Below are 19,493 nucleotides of genomic sequence, written 5' to 3'. Positions count from 1 at the left end.
GTGAGGCTCACGACCCGGTCAGGACGCCTCCGCGCAGTCATGCCTGTGCACGAATGCTGCTACGGCTGAGTGGAACGCCCCGATCTCGACTGTTGGTGCGTGACGTCCCGGGGGCGTCTCGAGAGCGGGTCGGCTGAGGGCGAGCAATGTCTGCTTCGCCGCACCGAGGGACGCGGACGGCAGGGATCCCACCTGCACCGCCAGACGGTGTGCCACCTCGTACGCCGTGCCGTCGGCGACCACGCGGGCAACCAGCCCGCACGCGTGCGCCTCCTGCGCACGAAGCGACCGGCCGGTCAGATAGAGGTCCGCCGCGATGGCAGTGCCCGCCTTGGCGCTGACCCTCGCGGCAAACGCGGGGGAGGCGAGGATGCCAAGGCGCGCGATCGGCATACCGACGACCGCAGACGATCCAGCGACGACCAGGTCGCACGACAGCGCGAGCTGGCAGCCGGCGCCGAGCGCCGATCCTTCGACCGCCGCGATCACCGGCACCGATACGTGCTCGATTGTCTCGAAGCACTGCTCCATCACAGCGAAGCAGCGCTCGACCGATGACAGGTCCGCGTCCTCCCACTCGGTCAGGTCGGACCCCGCCGTGAAGGTGTCGCCGTGGCCCTTCACAACGATGACCCGAGTCTCCGGCGCCTGGCTCGCCGCAATCACCCCATCAGCGAGATGTCGCCAAGCGGCCTCGCCCAGGGCGTTGCTGCGGTGTCCGTCGCCGACGATGATGGTCACGACTCCGTCGGGCTCACATCCCGCGTCCTTCGAGGTCATCGGCTCACTTCTCCTTGATCGATCAGAGACTGGATCTCGTGCTCCGAGAGGCCCATTGAGGTAAGAATCTCGACCGTGTGTTCACCGTGGAGGGGTGCCCCATGTCGCAACTGCGGGGGTGTGGCGGACAGCTTCACCGGCGAGCCGAGGGTGCGGATGCTGCCTTCGGAGGTATGCGGGAGGTCGACGACCATGTCCCGCGCCGCGACCTGCGGCTGCGCCAGCGCCTGCGGCACGGTGTTGATGGGACCGACCGGCACGCCGACGCCCGTCAGGATCTGAGTCCACTCCGCAGACGTGCGGGCGGTCAGCGCATCGGCGATGCGTGGCAGCAGGGTGTCTCGAGATGCCAGCCGTCCCGCGTTCGTGGCGAGCGTCGGATCGGCGCCGATGTCGTCCAACCCGACGGCGCCGGAGAAGGTCTGCCAAAGGGTGTCGTTGCCGACGGCGACCATGATCTCACCATCGGCGGTAGGAAAGGCCTGGTACGGAACGATGTTCGGATGGGCCGACCCATACCGGCGAGGAGTGTCACCGGTGGCGAAGAAGTTCTGCGCGACATACGTCATCCAGGCAAGTTCACCGTCCATCAGCGAGATGTCGACCTGCTGCCCACAGCCCGTGCTGTCTCGAGCGTGCAATGCGGACAGCACGCCGATCGTCAGCCACATGCCCGCGGCCAGGTCGGCGGCGGCAACGCCGAACCGCACTGGTGAACCGTCACGTTCCCCCGTGACGCTCATCGCGCCGGACATCGCCTGCGCGATCGCGTCGTAGCCGGCCCGCCTGCTGAGTGGTCCGGTCTGACCGAACCCGCTGACGGATCCGTAGATCAGGCGCGGGTTGCGACTCGACAGCTGGGGATACCCGAGCCCGAGGCGTTCTGCGGTGCCGGGCCGGAAGTTCTCGAGCACGACATCGGCGTCGTCCGCGAGGCGCAGTGCGATCTTCTGACCGGCGTCGGACTTCAGGTCCAGCGCCAGCGAGCGCTTGTTGCGGTTGACCGCGTGGAAGTATGCGGCGTCGTCGCCCTGGAACGGTGGGCCCCAGTGGCGAGTGTCGTCCCCGGCGCGCGTGTCCTCGATCTTGATGACATCGGCGCCGAGGTCCGCGAGGATCATGGAGGCGAACGGACCCGAGAGGATCCGGGTCAGGTCCAGCACCCGCATCCCGGCGAGGGCGCCGGCGTGCTCCCGCCACGCTCCGAACGTGTCCGTACTCATGCGTTGGCTCCGTTGTGCAGCGATCCGGAGTCGGACGCCGGTGCGGCGGCGTGGGTGGTTCCTTCGTCGGCAGGCTGGGTCCCGGTGGCGCGGTGCGGCATGAGGATGAGCGCGGCGAAGGCGAGGACGCAGCATCCGACGATGTACCAGCTGATGCCGATGCTGGAGTTGGTGCGGCGCAGGATCAGCGCGGCCAGCAGCGGCGCCGGGCCGCCGGCGATGACGGAGGCGAGTTGATAGCCCAGGCCCGCGCCGGTATACCGCAGGTTGGTGCCGAAGCTCTCGGCGATCAGTGCGGCCTGCGGACCGTACTGCATGTCGTGGAAGACCAAGGAGAGCACGATCGCGAGCAGGATCAGCCCGGAGTGCTCGGTGTTGAGCAGGCCGAAATAGGGGAAGGCAAAGATCGCCGTGCAGATGATGCCCGCGCCATAGATCGTGCGGCGGCCGAAGCGATCGGACAGGTGCCCGAAGAACGGTACCGAGAACAGCCCGAGCGCGGCCGCGACCAGGGTGTCGTTGAGCAGCTCGCCCTTCGACACGTGCAGGTGCTTGGTGCCGTAGGTGAGGACGAAGGTGATGAACAGGTAGAACGGAGCCTGCTCCGACAGGCGCACGAATGCGGAGGTGAGGATCTCCATCGGCTGCTTGCGAATGACCTCGAGAAGGGGCTGCCGGACGACTTTGTCGACCTTCTTGACCTGGACGAACTCCGGGCTCTCGGAGACTCGGAACCGGACATAGAGGCCGATGGCCACGAGCACGATGCTGGCGAGGAAGGGGACCCGCCATCCCCAGGAGTCGAATGCGGCGGACGACGTGGTGGCGCCCACGATCTTCATCATGCCGGTGGACAGCAGCAGGCCGATGGGGACTCCGAGCTGGGGCCAGCTGGCCATGAGTCCGCGACGTTCGGCTGAGCCCCACTCCATCGACATCAGCACGGAGCCACCCCACTCGCCGCCGACGCCGATGCCCTGGGCGACTCGCAATAGGACCAGGATGATCGGTGCGGCGATCCCGATGGAGTTGGTGCTCGGGAGCAGGCCGAGCAAGACGGTGGCACCGCCCATGAGCAGCAGGGTCGCCACGAGGGTGGCCTTGCGGCCGATGCGGTCACCCCAGTGCCCGAAGATTGCTGCGCCGAAGGGGCGCGCGGCAAAGCCTACGAACAACGTGGCGAAGGACTCGAGCACGCCGGCGAAGTTGGAGCTGCCGGGAAAGAAGAGTTTCGGGAAGACGAGGGCTGCGGCGGTTCCGTAGAGGAAGAAGTCGTACCACTCGATGGTCGTGCCGATGGTGCTCGCGATCACCGCCCTTCGTCGGAGCACGGGGAGGTCTGGGTGCACCGTTGTCGAGGACATGAGCCGGTCCTTTCGCAAAGTGGCTATGCCACTGATCCAATTGGTCAAGGGCTAGTATTGGCCCAGTGGATCAGCCACGTCAAGGGTTGGAGATGATCCGATGGGCGAACGGGAGGGGCTCTTATGTCGGACACGCTGAAGCCGGTCGGCCGCACCCGGCTGTATGAGCAGGTCATCGACCGGCTCGGCGAACACGTCGCCGGCGCCGGCCTGTCCAAGGGGTCGCGGCTGCCCACCGAACGTGAGTTGGCCGCGCGACTAGGGGTGAGCAGGGCGTCCATCGCGCAGGCGATCGTGGCCCTGGAGGTGCAGGGCATCGTCGAGACCCGTCATGGTGGTGGCATCTATCTGTTGCGCGCGCGATTCGACGCGGAACCCGTGCCGGACCTGATGGCTCGCCAGAAGCGACTGCCGGAGGTGCTGGACGCACGAGACGCCTTGGAGACCAAGCTGGCCGCGCTGGCGGCTGCCCGCAGGTCCGATGACGATCTGGCCGCCATCGATGCCGCGCTGGAGCTCATGCACGCACAGGTCAACGCGGGTGAGCCCGCGATGGAAGGCGATCGGCAGTTCCACGCGGCGATCGTGGCGGCCGCGCACAGTCAGCTGCTGGCGGACTTCTATGCCGAGATCAGGGTGCCGATCGCCGAGAGTCGTCTCGAGTCGCTGCGTCAGCCAGGGCGCCCGCGCCAGTCGTTCGCCGATCACGAGCGGATCGCGGCGGCGATTCGGGCCGGTGACGAGGCGGCCGCAGCGCGCGCGATGCACGAGCATGTGGACCACGTCAGCCGGGTGCGTCTGCTGACCTGGAACCCTGAGGACTGACGGCCAGGAGCCACACGCCGCAACACGGTGTGGGCGACGTCCTGGGTGCTTCGTCGTCGCGATTGCGGCGAGACCCTGTCGTCTACGCTGTAGTGGTGGGCACAAGGTGGGACCCGTTGGCGGCCGGTGTGCTGCGGCTGCCGTCCGGTCGGCTGGTGCGCGGTCGGGGGCTGAGCAGGCCGCTGCCCTCAGGGCTGCTGCCGGACTGGGGCGCCTACCTGTTCGGTGAGCCGCCACCATCGGTCGGCTGGGAGTCGATCTGGGTCCGTTGGCCGGACTTCGGTCTGCCGGACGACAACAGCGAGTTCGCGGCAGCCGTTCGTGAGCTGTGGGACCGGTCTATCCGAGAGCGCGTGGAAGTCGCGTGCTACGGGGGACATGGCCGCACGGGCACCGCGCTTGCCTGCGCGGCAATCCTCGACGGCGTGCCGGCAGACTCGGCCGTCGCCTACGTGCGTGAGCACTACGACCAGGGCGCGGTGGAGACCGAGGCACAGGCCGATTACGTGCTGCGCTTCGATTCGATGTCACGGGACTGACGGCACGCCTGGTGAACCGTCATCGTGGCGGTAGTCGTATGGGTAGGTGCCCAGGGACTCGGGTCACGATCCCCGCGATACGCCCACACGAGGAGAGCTTCGAGCAGGACTGCCCCGAGTAGGAGCAGTTGTCCAGCGTGGCTCCCCGCCCACGCCCACAACAGCTGGTTGGGCATCATGCGGTCCCCCTTGTCCCCGTGGTTGATGTCTGATCGATGCGGATGAGCGGCTCAGCTGCGCGTCGGCCGGCCCCGTTCGACCGCCGCCGCGTGAGTCTTCTCCGGTGGGTGCGACGTCAGGTGCCAAGCGCGGCAGTGCGTGCATCGATACGCGCGGCACTCGTGGCGCCGACTCACATTCGGGTCGCCGAGCGCCTCGGCCGCGATGCGACGGGCGGCGGCGGCGTCCTGCAGGGCGCGCCGTGCTGCGCGGCGATCCGGGAAGCAGTACTTGCCGGTGGCCGAGCACGTCCGGGTCGGCGGGTAGTGCGCCCGCCGCCACAGTCCCAGGCGGTCGGTGAGTCGTTTACTCCGTTTGCGGACCATGGCTCAGCGGCGGGTCCAGGTGTTGCATCCGCTGGTCTCGAAGAACCTGTCGGACGCCAGGATCGTCACCAGCGACTGACCGGCCGAGTTGTTGTTGGCCAGGATGCTGTTGAGATCACCATTGGTGTTCCGCAGTCGTGCCCAGTAGCAGTTGCCGCTGTCCGGGGTGGACGAGACATAGGTGCCGGGCTTGATGTCCTTGCCCACGGCATACGTGCCGTCGCCGCCGATCGTGGCGGACGGCCCTTTGGGCTTGGCCGTGACGGTCACCGTCTTTGCGGGTGCCGTAACGGTGGCCGTGGCGGTGTCGGTGACGGTCGCAGCCGGCGCGGGTGAGTCGTGAACGGTGACCGTGGGCTCCGGGGTGGTCGCCGCGCTGGCGGTGCCGCTGCCGCCGCCCGAGGCACCGACCGCGCCGATGCCGAGTGCGATCACGGCGGTCGCGCCGTAGCCGATGACGTGCTTGAGATGCTTCATGCGGGTCCTCCTGCTGCGGGGCCGACCGAGGTGGTCAACCGCTGCCGAGAACTCTGCAGCGCGCCGTCGCGGATAGTGCGGTGAGTAGTCGATAAGGGGGGTTATCAGAAACCAGGCGAGGGTTGTCACCGCGCACGGATACGCTCACCACACGCCCATCAGCCGAAAGGAGGTGCCATGACGACAGCGACGGCGGAGCCCCGCACCTGGATGACCCTTGCCGACGTGGCACGTCTGGCGCAGGTGCAGCGGCCGGTGGTGTCGATGTGGCGCAGTCGCCACGCCGACTTCCCGCAGCCGACGGCAAAGCGAAGCGGTCACCCCGTCTTCGACCCCGCGAGCGTCGGCAGCTGGCTGCAGCGGACCGGCAGGGGCAACAACCCGGATGCGCTGGCCGATGCCGTCGCCTTCGCCCACCCCGCCGACGATGTCGCGCCCCAGACGCTGAGCGCGCTGCTCACGCTGTCGGCGATCACCGGCGAGCAGCTCACCGATCTCGGCGTCGACTATGCGCGGGTCCTGGCGACAGAGGTCGACCCGGACGACCGTTTCCTGCGCCGCGAGCTCGAGGCGCTTCCTGCCGACGCCGCGCAGACGCTGGCGTATGCCGACAGCCTGGCCGACGCGGCCTACTCACCGGCCCGTGCGCTGGACACCCTGATCGAGGCGCGGCTGCGCCACGACGGGGGTTCGGGCCGGCGGACGGCAGTGAGCTCCGAGCTGTGCGCGCTGGTCACCGCGACGGCGCGGGCGCTTGCCGTCGCGCTCGGCATGGAGCCGCTCACCCTGGTCGACGCGTCGCGCGGTGGCACCAATCTGGTGCCGGCTGCAGCCATCGATGGCGAGGACTCGGCCACGGTGATCCTGGGGGACCATCCAGGGGAGTGGGTGAGGTTGTCGCAGCAGCGGATCCGAGCACACGGCATCGTCACCGAGACGTGCGCGACCGACGACGGACTGCCCGTGCTCGACGGGCCCGCCCTGGTGATGTCGCAGCTGCCCGATGGCCCGCGGCCACTGATGACCGACCGACAGATCCTGCACGAGGTGGGCGAGCTGACCCTGCGGATGAGCGACCGGCAGTGGGCGCTGGTCGTGGCGCCCGCATCGGCGCTCGTGGACCGGCTGCGCGATCGCGAGGCCGAGCGTGACCGGGACGACATCCTGCGCGCCGGCCGGTTGCGGCTCGCACTGCGGCTGCCGAAGGGGCTGCTGCCGCATGGGGGGCGCCGGCAGCTCGCGCTGTGGCTGCTCGGCTCGGCCCACCCGGATGTGCCGGCAACGCAGCGGTGGACCGTGGTCGGTGATCTGACCGACGTGCCGTTGGACGAGTCGGTGCGCGATGAGATCGCCACCGACGCCGTCGCCGCGTTGGGTGACGTGCACGTCGTGCGTGGTCACGCCTTCCGGCACGCGCGCCTGGTCAGTGCGCCGGCGCTGGTGGCCGCCCGCGGTGACCTGGTGACGGCGGCGCCCGCCCCCGTGTCACCGGCCACGCCGACACCGGCGCAGACCGTGCTGGAGGTCGAGCGGCTGCAGGCCGCGGCCGGGCTGACCGGCCGACTCGTGCGACCGACTGGTGCTGCCGCGGATGCCGTGCCGATGACGATCACCCTTGGTCGGGCGATGCAGGCCGGGCAGGTCCGGCTGCTGCCCGGGCACCGCATCCGGCCACGCGACGTGCAGGCGGCCGATCCCGATGCATTAGGCGGTGTCGTGTTGATCGGGCCGGAGGAGCTGACCGGCGCAAGTGCCTGGGGCAGCAGGCGGATCGACCGGCTGCGACTGCACTGCGACTACCCTGCGGCGGCGCTGACCGAGCCGGGCGACGTGGTCTTCTGCACCGGCCGGCGGGTCAGCGCGCAAGTCGACCGACGCGGCGGGTCGGTGGTGTGCTCACCGGCGCGGATCCTGCGGATCACCGGCGGCGGTGAGCCACGCGGAGCCCTGGTGCCCGACGTGCTCGCCGCGGACCTGGTGCGCCAGCCGGTGGCCGCGAAGGCCTACCGGACCTGGACCGTGCGACTCGTCCCGACGAGCCAGCGCGCAGCCCTCACCACCAGCGTCGATGATCTCGCACGGCAGCGCGATGACCTGCAGCGCAGGCTCACCGCCCTGACTGCGCTGCAGCAGACGTTGACCGACGGGGTCGCCGTGGGAGCTGTCGAGCTGGTTTCGGCGACAGGTGAGCCCCTGACCAAGGACAATGCGATGACCGCCAAGGGAGAGTGAACGTGCCACCGAAGAAGAAGCCGTCAGACCAGGCGCCGTCAACGGTCAAGGAGCTGAAGGACACGCTCTGGAAGGCCGCGGACAAGCTGCGCGGCTCGATGGACGCGTCGCAATACAAAGACGTGATCCTCGGGCTGGTCTTCTTGAAGTATGTGTCGGACGCCTTCGAGGAGCGGCGCGAGCAGATCGAGGCCGAGCTGGTCGCCGACGGGTGGGCCGCCGACCAGATCGCCGAGGAGCAGGACGACCTCGACGAGTATGTCGGTCACGGCGTCTTCTGGGTCGCACCCCAGGCCCGCTGGGGCTACCTGGCCGAGCACGGCAAGGGGCTACCGGCCGCGGCGGGGGAGCCGGCCAAGTCGATCGGTGACCTGGTGGACGACGCGATGGACCTGCTGATGGGGTCGAATCAGTCGCTGCGCGGCACCCTGCCGCGGCTCTACGGCCGCGACAACGTGGACCAGCGCCGCCTCGGCGAGCTGATGGACCTCTTCAACGGCGCACGCTTCACCGGTCAGGGAGCCACCAAGGCGCGGGACCTGCTCGGCGAGGTCTACGAATACTTCCTGGAGAAGTTCGCCCGTGCCGAGGGCAAGCGCGGCGGCGAGTTCTACACTCCCGCAAGCGTGGTCCGCGTGCTGGTCGAGGTGCTCGAACCGTCGCACGGCCGGGTCTACGATCCGTGCTGCGGGTCGGGCGGCATGTTTGTGCAGACCGAGAAGTTCCTCGAGTCGCACGGCGAAGAGGCGTCCGACATCGCGGTCTACGGCCAGGAGAACAACGAGCGCACCTGGAGGATGGCGCAGATGAACCTGGCGATCCATGGCATCGACACCCAGGGCCTCGGTGCGCGCTGGGGCGACACCTTCGCCCGCGACATCCACCCCGACCTGCAGGCCGACTATGTGATGGCCAACCCGCCGTTCAACATCAAGGACTGGAGCCGCAACGAGGACGACAGCCGGTGGCGCTTCGGGGTGCCGCCCAAGGGCAACGCCAACTACGCATGGATGCAGCACATCATCAGCAAGCTCGCGCCCGGCGGAACCGCCGGTGTGGTGATGGCCAACGGGTCGATGTCGTCGAACTCCAGTGGGGAAGGGGATATTCGGGCCAACCTCGTGGAAGCGGATCTGGTGTCGTGCATGGTGGCGCTGCCGACTCAGCTCTTCCGCAGCACCGGCATCCCGGTGTGCGTCTGGTTCTTCGCCAAGGACAAGTCGGCGGGGGCCAAGGGTTCGATTGACCGGACCGGACAGGTGCTCTTCATCGACGCCCGCGAGCTGGGCTACATGGTCGACCGAGCCGAGCGCGCGCTCTCCGACGAAGACATCGCGAAGATCGCTGCCACCTATCACTTGTGGCGGGGCACGGCTTCTCATACACGGCTGGTTGAGCCGGGCGAGCGCGAAGCGCGAGCACGTGTCGAAACCCCCGGCGACGAACACGCCAACTCAACCACCTCCGTCCCGGCACGGACTGGGGGGCCGGCTACGCGGACTAACCAGGTGTCCTCGCAGGGTTTCGACACGGGCTCCGCAAGCTCCGCCCTGCTCAACCCGGCGGCTCGGACACCCGCCAGACCCATCTCCCCCGCAAGCGGGAGGTACCCCCTGTCCGCTCCGCCGGCCCCCCAGCCCGCGCCTGTCGGTGACGCAACCTCACCTCTCGACGGACTCACCACCCCCACGGCACCCCACCGGCTGGTTGAGCCGGGCGACGGGCCATACCGGCTGGTTGAGCCGGGCGACGGGCCATACCGGCTGGTTGAGCCGGGCGACGGGCCATACCGGCTGGTTGAGCCGGGCGAGGAACGAGCCCGTGTCGAAACCCCCGGTGACACACACCCAGACCCAACCACGGCCTACGTCGACATCCCCGGCTTCTGCAAGAGCGCCACACTTGCGGAGATCAAGGAGGCCGGATATGCGCTGACCCCAGGTCGTTACGTCGGCGCACCAGAACTCGAGGACGACGGCGAACCGATTGACCAGAAGATCGAGCGGCTGAGCAAGGAGCTCTTCGAAGCCATGGACGAGTCAGCCCGACTTGATGCGGTCGTCCGTGAGCAGTTGGGGAGGCTGGCATGAGTGATCGCTGGCGTCGGACGACCGTCGGCGATCTCACTGACAATTTCAATTTCGCGAGGCGACCTATTAAGTCGAGCAGTCGTGTCGCTGGATTGACTCCTTACTACGGCGCGTCGGGGATCGTGGATCGGGTCTCAGGTCACACACATAACGGCGACTTCCTGCTCGTATCAGAGGACGGTGAGAACCTCAGGAGCCGATCCACACCGATTGCGTTCATGGCCCGGGGAAAAATCTGGGTGAACAACCATGCGCACGTCGTCCAATGCGGCTCGTTTGAAGAGACGAGGTTTCTTCAGTATCTGTTGTCAGTAACCGACGTGACTGGCTACATCACAGGGTCGGCACAACCCAAGCTGAGTCGGACGGCGCTGGATTCGATCGCAGTTTGCGTTCCGTGTCCTGCGGAGCAGCGGGGGATTGCGGAGGTGCTGGGGGCGCTCGACGACAAGATCGCCGCCAACCGCACCGTCATCGATGCGGCAGATCGCGTGGTCGCCGCCATGTTCCTCGGTACGCCGCACACAGTGAGTGAATCCACCTTCGCAGATCTCGCTGAGATCGGTGGTGGAGGCACGCCGAAGACCAAAGTCGAAGAGTACTGGTGCGGCGGCGTTCAGTGGGCAACACCGACAGACGTGACAGGGTTGCAGGGTCTCTGGCTGAGCCAGACGAGTCGCATGATCACGGACGCCGGACTTGAGTCGTGCTCCTCCCGCTTGTATCCGATGCGGTCGATCCTGATGACGTCCCGAGCAACGATTGGAGCGTTCGCTATCGCGGGTTGTGACATCGCAGTCAACCAGGGCTTCATCGTGGTGAACGCACGCGACGACCGGCTGCACTGGTGGCTCTATGCACAGATGCGCTCACGGGTGCCCGAGTTCCTCAGTTATGCAAACGGTGCAACCTTCATGGAGCTCAGTCGGGGTCGGTTCAAGTCGCTGCCAGTGTGGACTGCCGACGAGGCCACGATGGTTGAATTCGGACATCGCGTGGACCCGTTGCTTCGGCGGGTGCAGGCGACGCAAGCCGAGAATGAGCGATTGGCGGGTACTCGGGATGCTTTGTTGCCTTTGCTGATGTCGGGCAGGGTGCGGGTCAAGGATGTTGCGCGCGAAGTCGAGGAGCTGGTGTGAGATGGGTGCGTCTGTCACCGGGCTTCGACACGGGCTCGCGCTTCGCGCTCGCCCGGCTCAACCAGCTGAGCGGGGCACGCGCTTCGCGCTCGCCCGGCTCAACCAGCTGAGCGGGGCACGCGCTTCGCGCTCGCCCGGCTCAACCAGCCGAGTGGGAGATGACGTGAGATGAGCGAACTGGTCGGGCTGACTGCGGGGTTCAATGAGGCGCAGTGGGAGGAGATGGTGCTCGACACGCTGGGCGAGCTCGGGTGGAGCACGATGCGTGGTCCGTCACTGGCGCCGGGCAGTGGCGAGCGGGAGTCGTGGAGTGACATCGTGCTGCGCGGGCGTGCGCTGCAGGCCATGCGCAATCTCAACCCGCAGGTGCCGGACGAGTATCTGCAGCAGACCCTGGCCGACATCCTGTCACCCAAGTCGAACGACGCGATCGCCGAGAACCAGCGGCTGCACGACTACCTGGTGCGCGGATACCGCGGCACGACCTACATCGATCACGACGGGCGGGAGGTCACCCCGACGATCTGGCTGATGAGCGCGGACCCGGACGCCAACGAGTGGATCGCCGCCAACCAGATCACGATCCGCAACCGCGATGTCGAGCGGCGCTTCGACGTCGTGCTCTATTGCAACGGCCTGCCGGTCAGCATCATCGAGCTCAAGCGCGCCGGGTCGGCGCACGCCACGGTCGAGTCGGCATACCACCAGCTGCAGACCTATCTGCACGAGTTCCCGATGGCGTTCCGCTTCACCGTGATGACCGTGGCCAGTGACGGCATCGGGGCGCGCTATGGCACGCCGTTCACACCGCTGAACCACTTCGCGACCTGGAACGTCGACGACGACGGGCACTCGATGCAGCTGGACGAGCAGGACGCCGAGGGCAACACGATCACCGCGCTCGACCTCGCGCTGCACGGGCTCTTCAACCTCGACCGGTTCGGTCAGCTGCAGCGCGACTTCGTTGCCTTCGCCAAGAGCGAGGACGGGCTGCGCAAGCGGATTGCCAAGCCGCACCAATACTTCGCAGTCAGCAAGGCGATCGCCACGACGATCCGTGCTGTCGAGTCCGACGGGCGGGCCGGAGTCGTCTGGCACACACAAGGATCCGGCAAGTCGATGGAGATGGAGCTCTACGTCGCCAAGGCCGCCCGCACGCCTGCGCTGCTCAACCCGACCTTCGTCGTGGTCACCGACCGCACCGAGCTCGACGGGCAGCTCTTCGACACCTTCGCGGGGAGCATGCTGCTGGCCGAGGATCCGCATCGGGTGGGCAGCCGTGACGAGCTGCGCACCGAGCTCGCCGAGCGGGGGACCGGTGGCATCTACTTCACCACGCTGCAGAAGTTCGGTCGCACCGACGCCGAGCGCAAGTCCGGCGCGGAGCATCCGCGACTGTCCGACCGGCACAACATCATCGTGATCGTCGACGAGGCACACCGCAGCCACTACGCCAAGGACGGCTTCGCCCGCTCCCTGCGCGATGCGCTGCCGCACGCGACCCACATCGCCTTCACCGGCACGCCGATCGCCCAGGGAGACAGGGACACTCGCCGCGTCTTCGGCGACGACATCGACGTCTACGACCTCAACCGCGCCGTCGAGGACGGCGCGACGGTGCCGGTCATCTTCGAGCCGCGGCTGATCGAGGTCGTCCGCGTCGACGGCGTCGACGACGACAGCCTCGACGATGCCGCGGACGAGGTGACCGCCGGCCTCGACGAGGCCGAACGCATCCGCATCGAGCAGAGCGTCACCGTGCTCAACCAGGTGTATGGCGCTCCCTCCCGTCTCGAGGCCCTGGCCGGCGACCTGGTGCAGCACTGGGAGGCACGCCGGGAGCGGATGCTCCCCTTCATCGACGCGCACGGGAAGGCGCTGCTGGTGTGCGCGACCCGGGAGATCTGTGCGCGCGTCTATGAGCAGATCATCGCGCTGCGGCCCGACTGGCACTCCGACGAGCTCGACAAGGGAGCCATCAAAGTCGTCTACTCCGGCACCGCGTCCGACACCGGCATCATCGCGAAGCACGTGCGTCGTCCGTCCGAGAACGCCGCCGTCAAAAAGCGGCTCAAGGACGTGGACGACGAGCTGGAGATCGTGATCGTCAAGGATATGATGCTCACCGGCTACGACTCGCCGCCACTGCACACGCTCTATCTCGACCGGCCGCTGAAGGGTGCGCTGCTGATGCAGACGCTGGCCCGGGTCAACCGCACCTTCCGCGGCAAGGAGGATGGCCTGCTCGTGGCCTACGCGCCGCTGGCCGACAACCTGTCGAAGGCACTGGCCGAGTTCACCGTCAGCAGTGGACGCCCGCAGGACAAGGCGGTTGGTCGCTCCATCGACGAGGCCGTCGAGATCGTGCTGGACCAGGTGCACGCGCTGCGCGAGCTGCTCGCCCCCGTCGACTGGCGGGTGACCTGGAGCAAGGACCCGAAGTCCGGCTTCGTCAAGGCTGCGAAGCAGATGTGCGACTATCTGCGGTCGCCGACGAGCCCGGGGAACCAGGGTGAGGAGGGGGACCGGCCGCTGGCCCGGGAGTTCCGGCGGATGGCGGGTCACCTGTCCCGTGCCTGGGCGCTGTGTGTGCAGGCGAGCGAGATCGAGGCGCTGCGCCCCGAGCTGAAGTTCTACGAAGAGGTCCGCGTCTACATGGCGAAGTTCGACGCGGAGGAGCGTCTGGCGCGCGGCGAGCCGGTGCCCGAGGACATCGCCCGGCTGCTGAGCAAGCTGGTCGTCGAGTCGACCGCGACCGGAGGCCTGCTCGACATCTATGCCGCCGCAGGCCTACCCAAGCCGTCGCTGGGCGACCTGACACCCGAGTTCCTCCATCAGGCACAGACCAGCAGCACGCCGCACCTGGCGATCGAGGCCCTGCGTGCGAGCATCCTGAAGGAGGCCGGGGCGGTCACCCAGGGCAACGTCGTTCGGCAGCAGCTGTTTTCGCAGCGGTTGAGTGAGCTGATGACCAAATACACCAACCAGCAGCTCACTTCCGCCGAGGTGATTGCGGAGCTGGTGGAGCTCGCAAAGGAGATCCACCACGAACCGGACCGGCGGCAGGCGTTCTCGCCGGCGCTGACCCAGGACGAGCTGACCTACTACGACACGATCGCCACCAACGAGTCGGCCGTCAACGTCCTGGGCGATGACGTGCTCGCCCAGATCGCAAGGGATCTCGTGGCGACGATGCGGCGTGACACTCGCACCGACTGGACCGTGCGCGAGGATGTGCGCGCCAAGCTGCGCACGTCGATCAAGCGGCTGCTGAAGAAGAACGGCTATCCGCCGGACCAGCAGCCCGGTGCGATCAGGCTGGTGATGCAGCAGATGGAGGCCATGGCCCCGCGCATTGCCGAGGAGCGCCGCGCCAGCCACCCCTGACCCACCGGAGAGGTGACTTCTCGACACCCGAGACGCGACTTATCGCCCCTTGAGAAGTGAGTTCTGTACACCGAGAAGCGTCTGCCGTGGGCGGGCCTCCTGCGAATGCATCGGGAGGCTTCTGCCGGCTGACGGTAGCTTCGGCCGTGGTGCCCTGCTCGGGCCCACTCGGGCGTGTCGATCAGGGGTCAAACTCGACTGAGACCGAGGACTGCTCGTGGGTATCGACGCTCAGGTGGAAGATGTCCGGTCGCGCGTAATGACCGACCACGTCGAAGTCGTACTTGCCGCGAACGATGTCGTCGAGGTCGATTTCGGCGACCAGCACGGCCTCCTCATCGTAGGCCGGTCCGGCGAGGATCTCGCCGAGCGGTGAGACGATGACCGACCCGCCTCTTGAGCCGGCAGCGTCATTCGCAGGGTCCTCGCCGGCGCGGGCCGGGAACGCTCCCGGTGTGAACTGGTTGGCGCCGAAGACGAAACAGCGGCCCTCGCATGCGATGTGTTGCATGGTCGAAGTCCAGGTCTCGCGGCAGTCGGCGGTCGGCGCGCAATACAGTTGCACGCATTGGGCATACATGGCCGCACGCAGCAGCGGCATGTAGTTCTCCCAGCAGATGACCGCGCCGATCCGCCCGATGTCCGTGTCGAACACGCTCAGCGTCGAGCCGTCACCGAAGCCCCACACGAGACGTTCGGAACCGGTGGGCATCAGTTTGCGATGCTTGCCGAGATATCGACCGTCGCCGTCGAATACGAGCACCGTGCAGTAGAGCGTGCCGCCGTCGCGCTCGATGACTCCGATGACCAGGTGCGTGCGGAACTCTGCCGCCATCTCACCAAGCCGGGTGACGACCGGACCAGGGACATCGATGGCCGACTGCCAGTACTCCCGGAACTGCTCTCGTCCCTCCGGCGTGCGGTTGCCGACCGTGGCGCCGAACGTCAGGCCCCGCGGATAGCCGGTGAGGAAGGCCTCGGGGAAGACAACCAACTGGGCTCCCTTGCCAGCGGCCCGGGAGAGCAATTCATGGGCCTTGACGAGAGTCGCCTCAACGTCATACGGCACCGGCGCCGCTTGGACCACGGCTGCCATTAGCGCCTTCATCACCGCCTCCTTCGAGGTCGACCAAGCCACCTCCTACGAACGCTAGCACCTTGGTCACGCCGTGCCAGATCCGAAGCGGCTCACGGTAAGCGGAGCGCCTGTGCGGTGGAGAGTCATTGCTACCTCGATGCATTCGACGGAATTGACGGGCCCATGTCCTTGCATTTGAGTTCGAACAAAGTTACGATAGAGTATGAACTTCAACCAGGACGATCAGCGGATCTCGGGTCACGCGCCCGGGTCGGATGGTCCGGGTTTTGGGGGTCTGCCGGAGCCGGTGGACCTATTGGGGTACGTCGTGCCGGAGGGTTCGGGAGGTCTCGCCGGAGTGCCGGCGGGGGCCGGGTCAGATGTCTCGCCGGGTGCGGGTGTGGCGGCGCTGTCTGTTGTGCGAGAGGCGCCGGTCGCGATGCGCGGGGTGGGGGATGCGTGTGGACAGTTGTGCGACACGGACCTGGATAACGCGGCCCGGGCGCTGCTGAGCGCGCGGGAGGAAGCGGAGCGGTCTCTGGTGCTGGCGTTGGCCGACGGGCTGAACCGTGGGGTGGTGGCTGGGTCTGACAGTGGTGGTCCGCGGCAGTGGCTGCTGGATCGTGCCGTGTTTCTGGAGCCGGGGGAGGCGAGCCGGATCACGGCGGCTGCGGAGGCGGTCAATCGGCCGGAGAATGCGCGGTTGCGGGCGGTGCTTGTGGCGGGGGAGCTGAGCGCGTCGATGCTGGTGACGGTCATCCGGGAGGTCCCCAAGGCGATGGTGGCGTTGCCGGACGCGGCCCGGGATGAGGTGTTGGGTTATTACCTGCAGGTGATCGAGCCGGGGTTCACGCGGGGGGATCTGCGGGGTTTGACCAAGCGGATCATCGCCGAGTTCGGTGAGGATCAGGCCCCGGCCGATGAGGAGAAGGCGCAGAAGGCGGAGTCGTTGTCGTGGACGGAGCTGGCCAGCGGTCTCTTCGAGTTGGTCGCGGTGCTGTCTCCTGGTCATGCCGCGGAGATCATCGAGGCGATCACGGCGCTGTCCGCGCCGCAGCCGACCGAGGATCCGGCCACGGGGGAGAAGGTCCGTGATCCGCGGACGCCGGGTAAGCGGCGTGCGGACGCCTTGCTCGAGATCGTCGGAGCGGCGGCCCGGTGCACGGATGCGGATGCGATGCGGTCGACGGCCAAGGTGATCGTCACGATGGGCCTGGACGCCCTGTTGCGGCGCCTCGGGAACGGGGGTTTCGGGGTGACGGCCACCGGTGAGGTGCTGGACGCGACGACCGCCCGTCGGTTGGCTTGCAGCGCGGACCTCATCCCGGTGGTGCTTGGCGGTGACGGGCAGCCACTGGATGTGGGCCGGGAGGTGCGTACCTTCACCGGGGGTGTGCGGACGGCGATCATCGTTCGAGACAAGCACTGTTCCTTTCCTGGCTGCGACAGGCCACCGGGTTGGTGCGAGGCCCACCATGTCATCCCGTGGTGGGCCGGTGGTCAGACTCGCAAGGACAACGGAACACTCCTGTGCAGCCGACATCATCACATCGTGCACGCCCGCGGATATCTCGCGAAGGTCACCGACACCGGGGTGGTCTGGGACCTGACCCCGGACCGGATGAGCAACCTGCCGCCGCAACGGCGCGACGCCGCTTAGCCGGATGCGGGGAGACTGAATGCGGCACCCGGGAATTCACGGGGAGACCGGGTCCGCGGGGGCGACCCGTCGAGCGCCCACCTTGGCACCTTATCTCAAATTGAGACGCGGCTAAACCTGCGGTCAGTCCTACCGTAGAAATGTGCAGGAGCGAGCGAAGGAATCGGGCGGCCGACCACCGCAGGCCGTCGAGGACTACGTCAAAGCCATCTACGGCATGAGCGAACGTGGTCTGTCGGTTACGACGACGACCCTGGCCGCCGAGTTGCGGGTGACGCCATCCTCTGCATCGGCCATGCTGACGCGGCTACGGGATGCGGAGCTGATCGTGCATCGGCCGTACTCGCAGGCAACCCTCACGGATACGGGGGTTCGGTTGGCGTTGCGGGTGATTCGCCGTCGCCGGTTGATCGAGTCGTTCCTGATCGAGACGCTCGCCTACGGATGGGACGAGGTCGAGCGCGAGGCCGAGCTGCTCAGCCGTGCCGCCTCCGAGCTGTTCGTGGAGCGCATCTGCGAGCGGCTGGGCAACCCGGTCCGTGACCCGCACGGCGACCCGATCCCGAGCTCCGACGGTGAGCTGCCGGCACCCGGTAGCCACCTCTTGGGCACGCTTGAGGCGGGTGCCATCGGGCGACTGGTCCGAGTCTGGAACGGAGACCCGGAGGTGTTGCAGTACCTCGACGAACGCGGGATCGGGCTGGGCGACCGGATCGAGGTGCTGAGCCGGGAACCGTTCGGTGGCCCGTTGATGGTCCGCGTGGGTGAGCCGAAAGAGGGCCGCGTGCACGGCGTCGGTCCCGAGCTCGCTGCGGTCCTCTCGTTGGAGCTCGAGCAGTGAGGCAGCTACCTCCTTCCCGGCGCATGGAGGCGTCATGACGTCGGTCCAGGCACGGCCTGCTACCACCTTGCAGGCCGTGCTGGCTCGGGGCCGGACCCGCACCGCGCTGGCGCTGTTCGGGCCCGCGTTCGTGGCGTCGGTGGCCTACGTGGACCCAGGCAACTTTGCGACCAACTTCGCCGCCGGCGCCGAGCACGGCTACGAGCTGGTCTGGGTGGTCCTGATGGCCAACCTGATGGCCGTGCTCGTGCAGTACCTCACCTCCAAGGCCGGTCTGGCCACCGGACGGAGCCTGCCCGAGCTGTGCCGGGACCGGTTCGGCCGACGCGCCAACGTCGTCCTGTGGCTGCAGGCGGAAGTCGTGGCGATGTCGACCGACCTGGCCGAGTTCGTCGGCGCAGCGCTCGGCCTGAACCTCGTGTTCGGCATGCCGCTGTTCCCGGCGGGGCTGCTCACCGCAGTGGTGGCCTTCGCGATCCTCGTCCTGCAGCAGCACGGCCACCGTCGATTCGAGCTGGCCATCGTCGCCCTGCTCACCCTGGTGGGAGCCGGCTTCCTCTACGTGTTCTTCGCGGTCGGCCACCAGCACTACGGACAGCTCGCCGCCGGCGTCATCCCGCACCTCAGCGGCGGCGACACGCTGAGCCTGAGCGTCGGCATCATCGGCGCCACGGTCATGCCGCACGTCGTCTATCTGCACTCGGCCCTGCACAAGGGCCGGATAAGTGCGACCTGCGCGAGCGAGCGGCGCACGCTGCTCCGCTACAACCGGTGGGACTGCTTCCTCGGGCTCGGCCTAGCCGGAGCCGTCAATCTGGCCATGCTCTGCATTGCCGCGGCGCTGTTCCACAAGCCGGGCCTCACCGGTATCAGCGATCTGGGCCCCATCCACGCCCACCTGGCGACCATGGTCGGCGGCGGCGCGGCCTTGGCCTTCGGTATCGCACTGATGGCCTCCGGCTTCTCGTCCTCCAGCGTCGGCACCTACGCCGGGCAGGTCGTCATGGCCGGCTTCATGAACTGGCGCATCCCGTTGATGCTGCGCCGGGGGCTGACGATGCTGCCCTCACTGGTCGTGCTCGCGCTGGCGGTCAACACCACGCAGGCGCTGGTCTACTCCCAGATCGTGCTCTCCTTCGGCATACCCTTTGCGCTGATCCCACTGCTGCTGATCAGCCGGGACTCCCGCGTGATGAAGGACATGACCAACCGGCGTATCACCACGACGCTGATGCTCGCCAGCACGCTGACCATCTGCGCGTTGAACATCTGGTTGATCTACGGGGCCCTGTGACCTGACGTGGGTCAGCTGC

15 protein-coding genes are annotated in these 19,493 nt (G+C 67.6%); 9 read left to right on the top strand and 6 right to left on the bottom strand.

Annotated features, from left to right (window positions below; genetic code table 11):
- Positions 1-18: 18 nt before the first annotated feature.
- Genes FGL98_RS10460 through FGL98_RS10450 form a run of 3 tightly spaced genes read right to left on the bottom strand, consistent with a single transcriptional unit; the run spans position 19 to position 3,367 of the window.
- Positions 19-780, bottom strand: coding sequence for an enoyl-CoA hydratase/isomerase family protein (locus FGL98_RS10460; protein ID WP_146316708.1), 762 nt, complete (start codon positions 778-780; stop codon positions 19-21).
- Positions 777-2,003 (bottom strand): CaiB/BaiF CoA transferase family protein, encoded by a 1,227-nt coding sequence (locus FGL98_RS10455; RefSeq protein WP_146316707.1) that lies wholly within the window; start codon positions 2,001-2,003, stop codon positions 777-779. The genes FGL98_RS10460 and FGL98_RS10455 overlap by 4 nt, the downstream gene beginning before the upstream one ends.
- Complete coding sequence (locus tag FGL98_RS10450) at positions 2,000-3,367, bottom strand: MFS transporter (RefSeq protein WP_146316706.1); 1,368 nt, start codon at positions 3,365-3,367, stop codon at positions 2,000-2,002. Before FGL98_RS10450 ends, FGL98_RS10455 begins: the two co-directional genes overlap by 4 nt.
- Positions 3,368-3,490: 123 nt before the next feature.
- Here FGL98_RS10450 and FGL98_RS10445 point away from each other — a divergent pair, with 123 nt between their 5' ends.
- Together FGL98_RS10445 and FGL98_RS10440 are read left to right on the top strand one after the other, a co-directional pair.
- Positions 3,491-4,192, top strand: coding sequence for a FadR/GntR family transcriptional regulator (locus FGL98_RS10445; protein WP_146316705.1), 702 nt, complete (start codon positions 3,491-3,493; stop codon positions 4,190-4,192).
- 95 nt (positions 4,193-4,287) lie between these two features.
- Entirely contained in the window at positions 4,288-4,731 is a 444-nt protein-coding gene (locus tag FGL98_RS10440) for a protein-tyrosine phosphatase family protein (RefSeq protein ID WP_146316704.1), read from the top strand.
- 230 nt (positions 4,732-4,961) lie between these two features.
- Here FGL98_RS10440 and FGL98_RS10435 read toward each other — a convergent pair whose 3' ends face one another.
- Complete coding sequence (locus FGL98_RS10435) at positions 4,962-5,276, bottom strand: hypothetical protein (RefSeq protein WP_146316703.1); 315 nt, start codon at positions 5,274-5,276, stop codon at positions 4,962-4,964.
- A 3-nt stretch (positions 5,277-5,279) separates the two neighbouring features.
- The gene (locus FGL98_RS10430; RefSeq protein WP_146316702.1) at positions 5,280-5,753 is read right to left on the bottom strand and encodes an Rv1352/Rv1906c domain-containing protein; all 474 of its coding nucleotides are present in this window, start codon (positions 5,751-5,753) and stop codon (positions 5,280-5,282) included.
- A gap of 177 nt (positions 5,754-5,930) precedes the next feature.
- Here FGL98_RS10430 and FGL98_RS10425 point away from each other — a divergent pair, with 177 nt between their 5' ends.
- From FGL98_RS10425 to FGL98_RS10405, 4 genes are all read left to right on the top strand, one after another.
- Positions 5,931-7,985, top strand: coding sequence for a hypothetical protein (locus tag FGL98_RS10425; protein WP_146316701.1), 2,055 nt, complete (start codon positions 5,931-5,933; stop codon positions 7,983-7,985).
- 2 nt (positions 7,986-7,987) lie between these two features.
- The gene (locus FGL98_RS10420) at positions 7,988-10,075 is read left to right on the top strand and encodes a type I restriction-modification system subunit M (protein ID WP_246136491.1); all 2,088 of its coding nucleotides are present in this window, start codon (positions 7,988-7,990) and stop codon (positions 10,073-10,075) included.
- Positions 10,072-11,214, top strand: a complete 1,143-nt coding sequence (locus FGL98_RS10410) for a restriction endonuclease subunit S (protein ID WP_146316700.1) — start codon at positions 10,072-10,074, stop codon at positions 11,212-11,214. The genes FGL98_RS10420 and FGL98_RS10410 overlap by 4 nt, the downstream gene beginning before the upstream one ends.
- A 168-nt stretch (positions 11,215-11,382) precedes the next feature.
- Entirely contained in the window at positions 11,383-14,601 is a 3,219-nt protein-coding gene (locus FGL98_RS10405) for a type I restriction endonuclease subunit R (protein ID WP_146316699.1), read from the top strand.
- A 181-nt stretch (positions 14,602-14,782) separates the two neighbouring features.
- On the opposite strand, the gene FGL98_RS10400 is transcribed toward FGL98_RS10405, so the two are convergent.
- Positions 14,783-15,709 (bottom strand): nitrilase-related carbon-nitrogen hydrolase, encoded by a 927-nt coding sequence (locus tag FGL98_RS10400; RefSeq protein WP_146316698.1) that lies wholly within the window; start codon positions 15,707-15,709, stop codon positions 14,783-14,785.
- 193 nt (positions 15,710-15,902) lie between these two features.
- Here FGL98_RS10400 and FGL98_RS10395 point away from each other — a divergent pair, with 193 nt between their 5' ends.
- The 3 genes from FGL98_RS10395 (at position 15,903) to FGL98_RS10385 (ending at position 19,474) form a co-directional block, all read left to right on the top strand.
- Entirely contained in the window at positions 15,903-17,339 is a 1,437-nt protein-coding gene (locus FGL98_RS10395) for an HNH endonuclease signature motif containing protein (protein ID WP_146316697.1), read from the top strand.
- A 142-nt stretch (positions 17,340-17,481) separates the two neighbouring features.
- Positions 17,482-18,180, top strand: coding sequence for a metal-dependent transcriptional regulator (locus FGL98_RS10390; protein WP_222432110.1), 699 nt, complete (start codon positions 17,482-17,484; stop codon positions 18,178-18,180).
- A 34-nt stretch (positions 18,181-18,214) separates the two neighbouring features.
- Complete coding sequence (locus tag FGL98_RS10385; protein ID WP_146316696.1) at positions 18,215-19,474, top strand: Nramp family divalent metal transporter; 1,260 nt, start codon at positions 18,215-18,217, stop codon at positions 19,472-19,474.
- The last annotated feature ends 19 nt before the right edge of the window (positions 19,475-19,493 follow it).

The organism is Leekyejoonella antrihumi, from assembly GCF_007845645.1.
Taxonomy (GTDB): domain Bacteria; phylum Actinomycetota; class Actinomycetes; order Actinomycetales; family Dermatophilaceae; genus Leekyejoonella; species Leekyejoonella antrihumi.
This window is presented reverse-complemented; position numbering and strand designations above follow the sequence as displayed.

What these genes read in the sequence shown, in the direction of transcription:
- FGL98_RS10425 (WP_146316701.1), top strand. Translation starts at nt 5,931, where the DNA reads ATGACGACAGCGACGGCGGAGCCCCGCACCTGGATGACCCTTGCCGAC.
- FGL98_RS10445 (WP_146316705.1), top strand. Translation starts at nt 3,491, where the DNA reads ATGTCGGACACGCTGAAGCCGGTCGGCCGCACCCGGCTGTATGAGCAG.
- FGL98_RS10405 (WP_146316699.1), top strand. Translation starts at nt 11,383, where the DNA reads ATGAGCGAACTGGTCGGGCTGACTGCGGGGTTCAATGAGGCGCAGTGG.
- FGL98_RS10460 (WP_146316708.1), bottom strand. Translation starts at nt 780, where the DNA reads ATGACCTCGAAGGACGCGGGATGTGAGCCCGACGGAGTCGTGACCATC.
- FGL98_RS10400 (WP_146316698.1), bottom strand. Translation starts at nt 15,709, where the DNA reads ATGAAGGCGCTAATGGCAGCCGTGGTCCAAGCGGCGCCGGTGCCGTAT.
- FGL98_RS10385 (WP_146316696.1), top strand. Translation starts at nt 18,215, where the DNA reads ATGACGTCGGTCCAGGCACGGCCTGCTACCACCTTGCAGGCCGTGCTG.
- FGL98_RS10410 (WP_146316700.1), top strand. Translation starts at nt 10,072, where the DNA reads ATGAGTGATCGCTGGCGTCGGACGACCGTCGGCGATCTCACTGACAAT.
- FGL98_RS10455 (WP_146316707.1), bottom strand. Translation starts at nt 2,003, where the DNA reads ATGAGTACGGACACGTTCGGAGCGTGGCGGGAGCACGCCGGCGCCCTC.
- FGL98_RS10435 (WP_146316703.1), bottom strand. Translation starts at nt 5,276, where the DNA reads ATGGTCCGCAAACGGAGTAAACGACTCACCGACCGCCTGGGACTGTGG.
- FGL98_RS10430 (WP_146316702.1), bottom strand. Translation starts at nt 5,753, where the DNA reads ATGAAGCATCTCAAGCACGTCATCGGCTACGGCGCGACCGCCGTGATC.
- FGL98_RS10450 (WP_146316706.1), bottom strand. Translation starts at nt 3,367, where the DNA reads ATGTCCTCGACAACGGTGCACCCAGACCTCCCCGTGCTCCGACGAAGG.
- FGL98_RS10395 (WP_146316697.1), top strand. Translation starts at nt 15,903, where the DNA reads ATGAACTTCAACCAGGACGATCAGCGGATCTCGGGTCACGCGCCCGGG.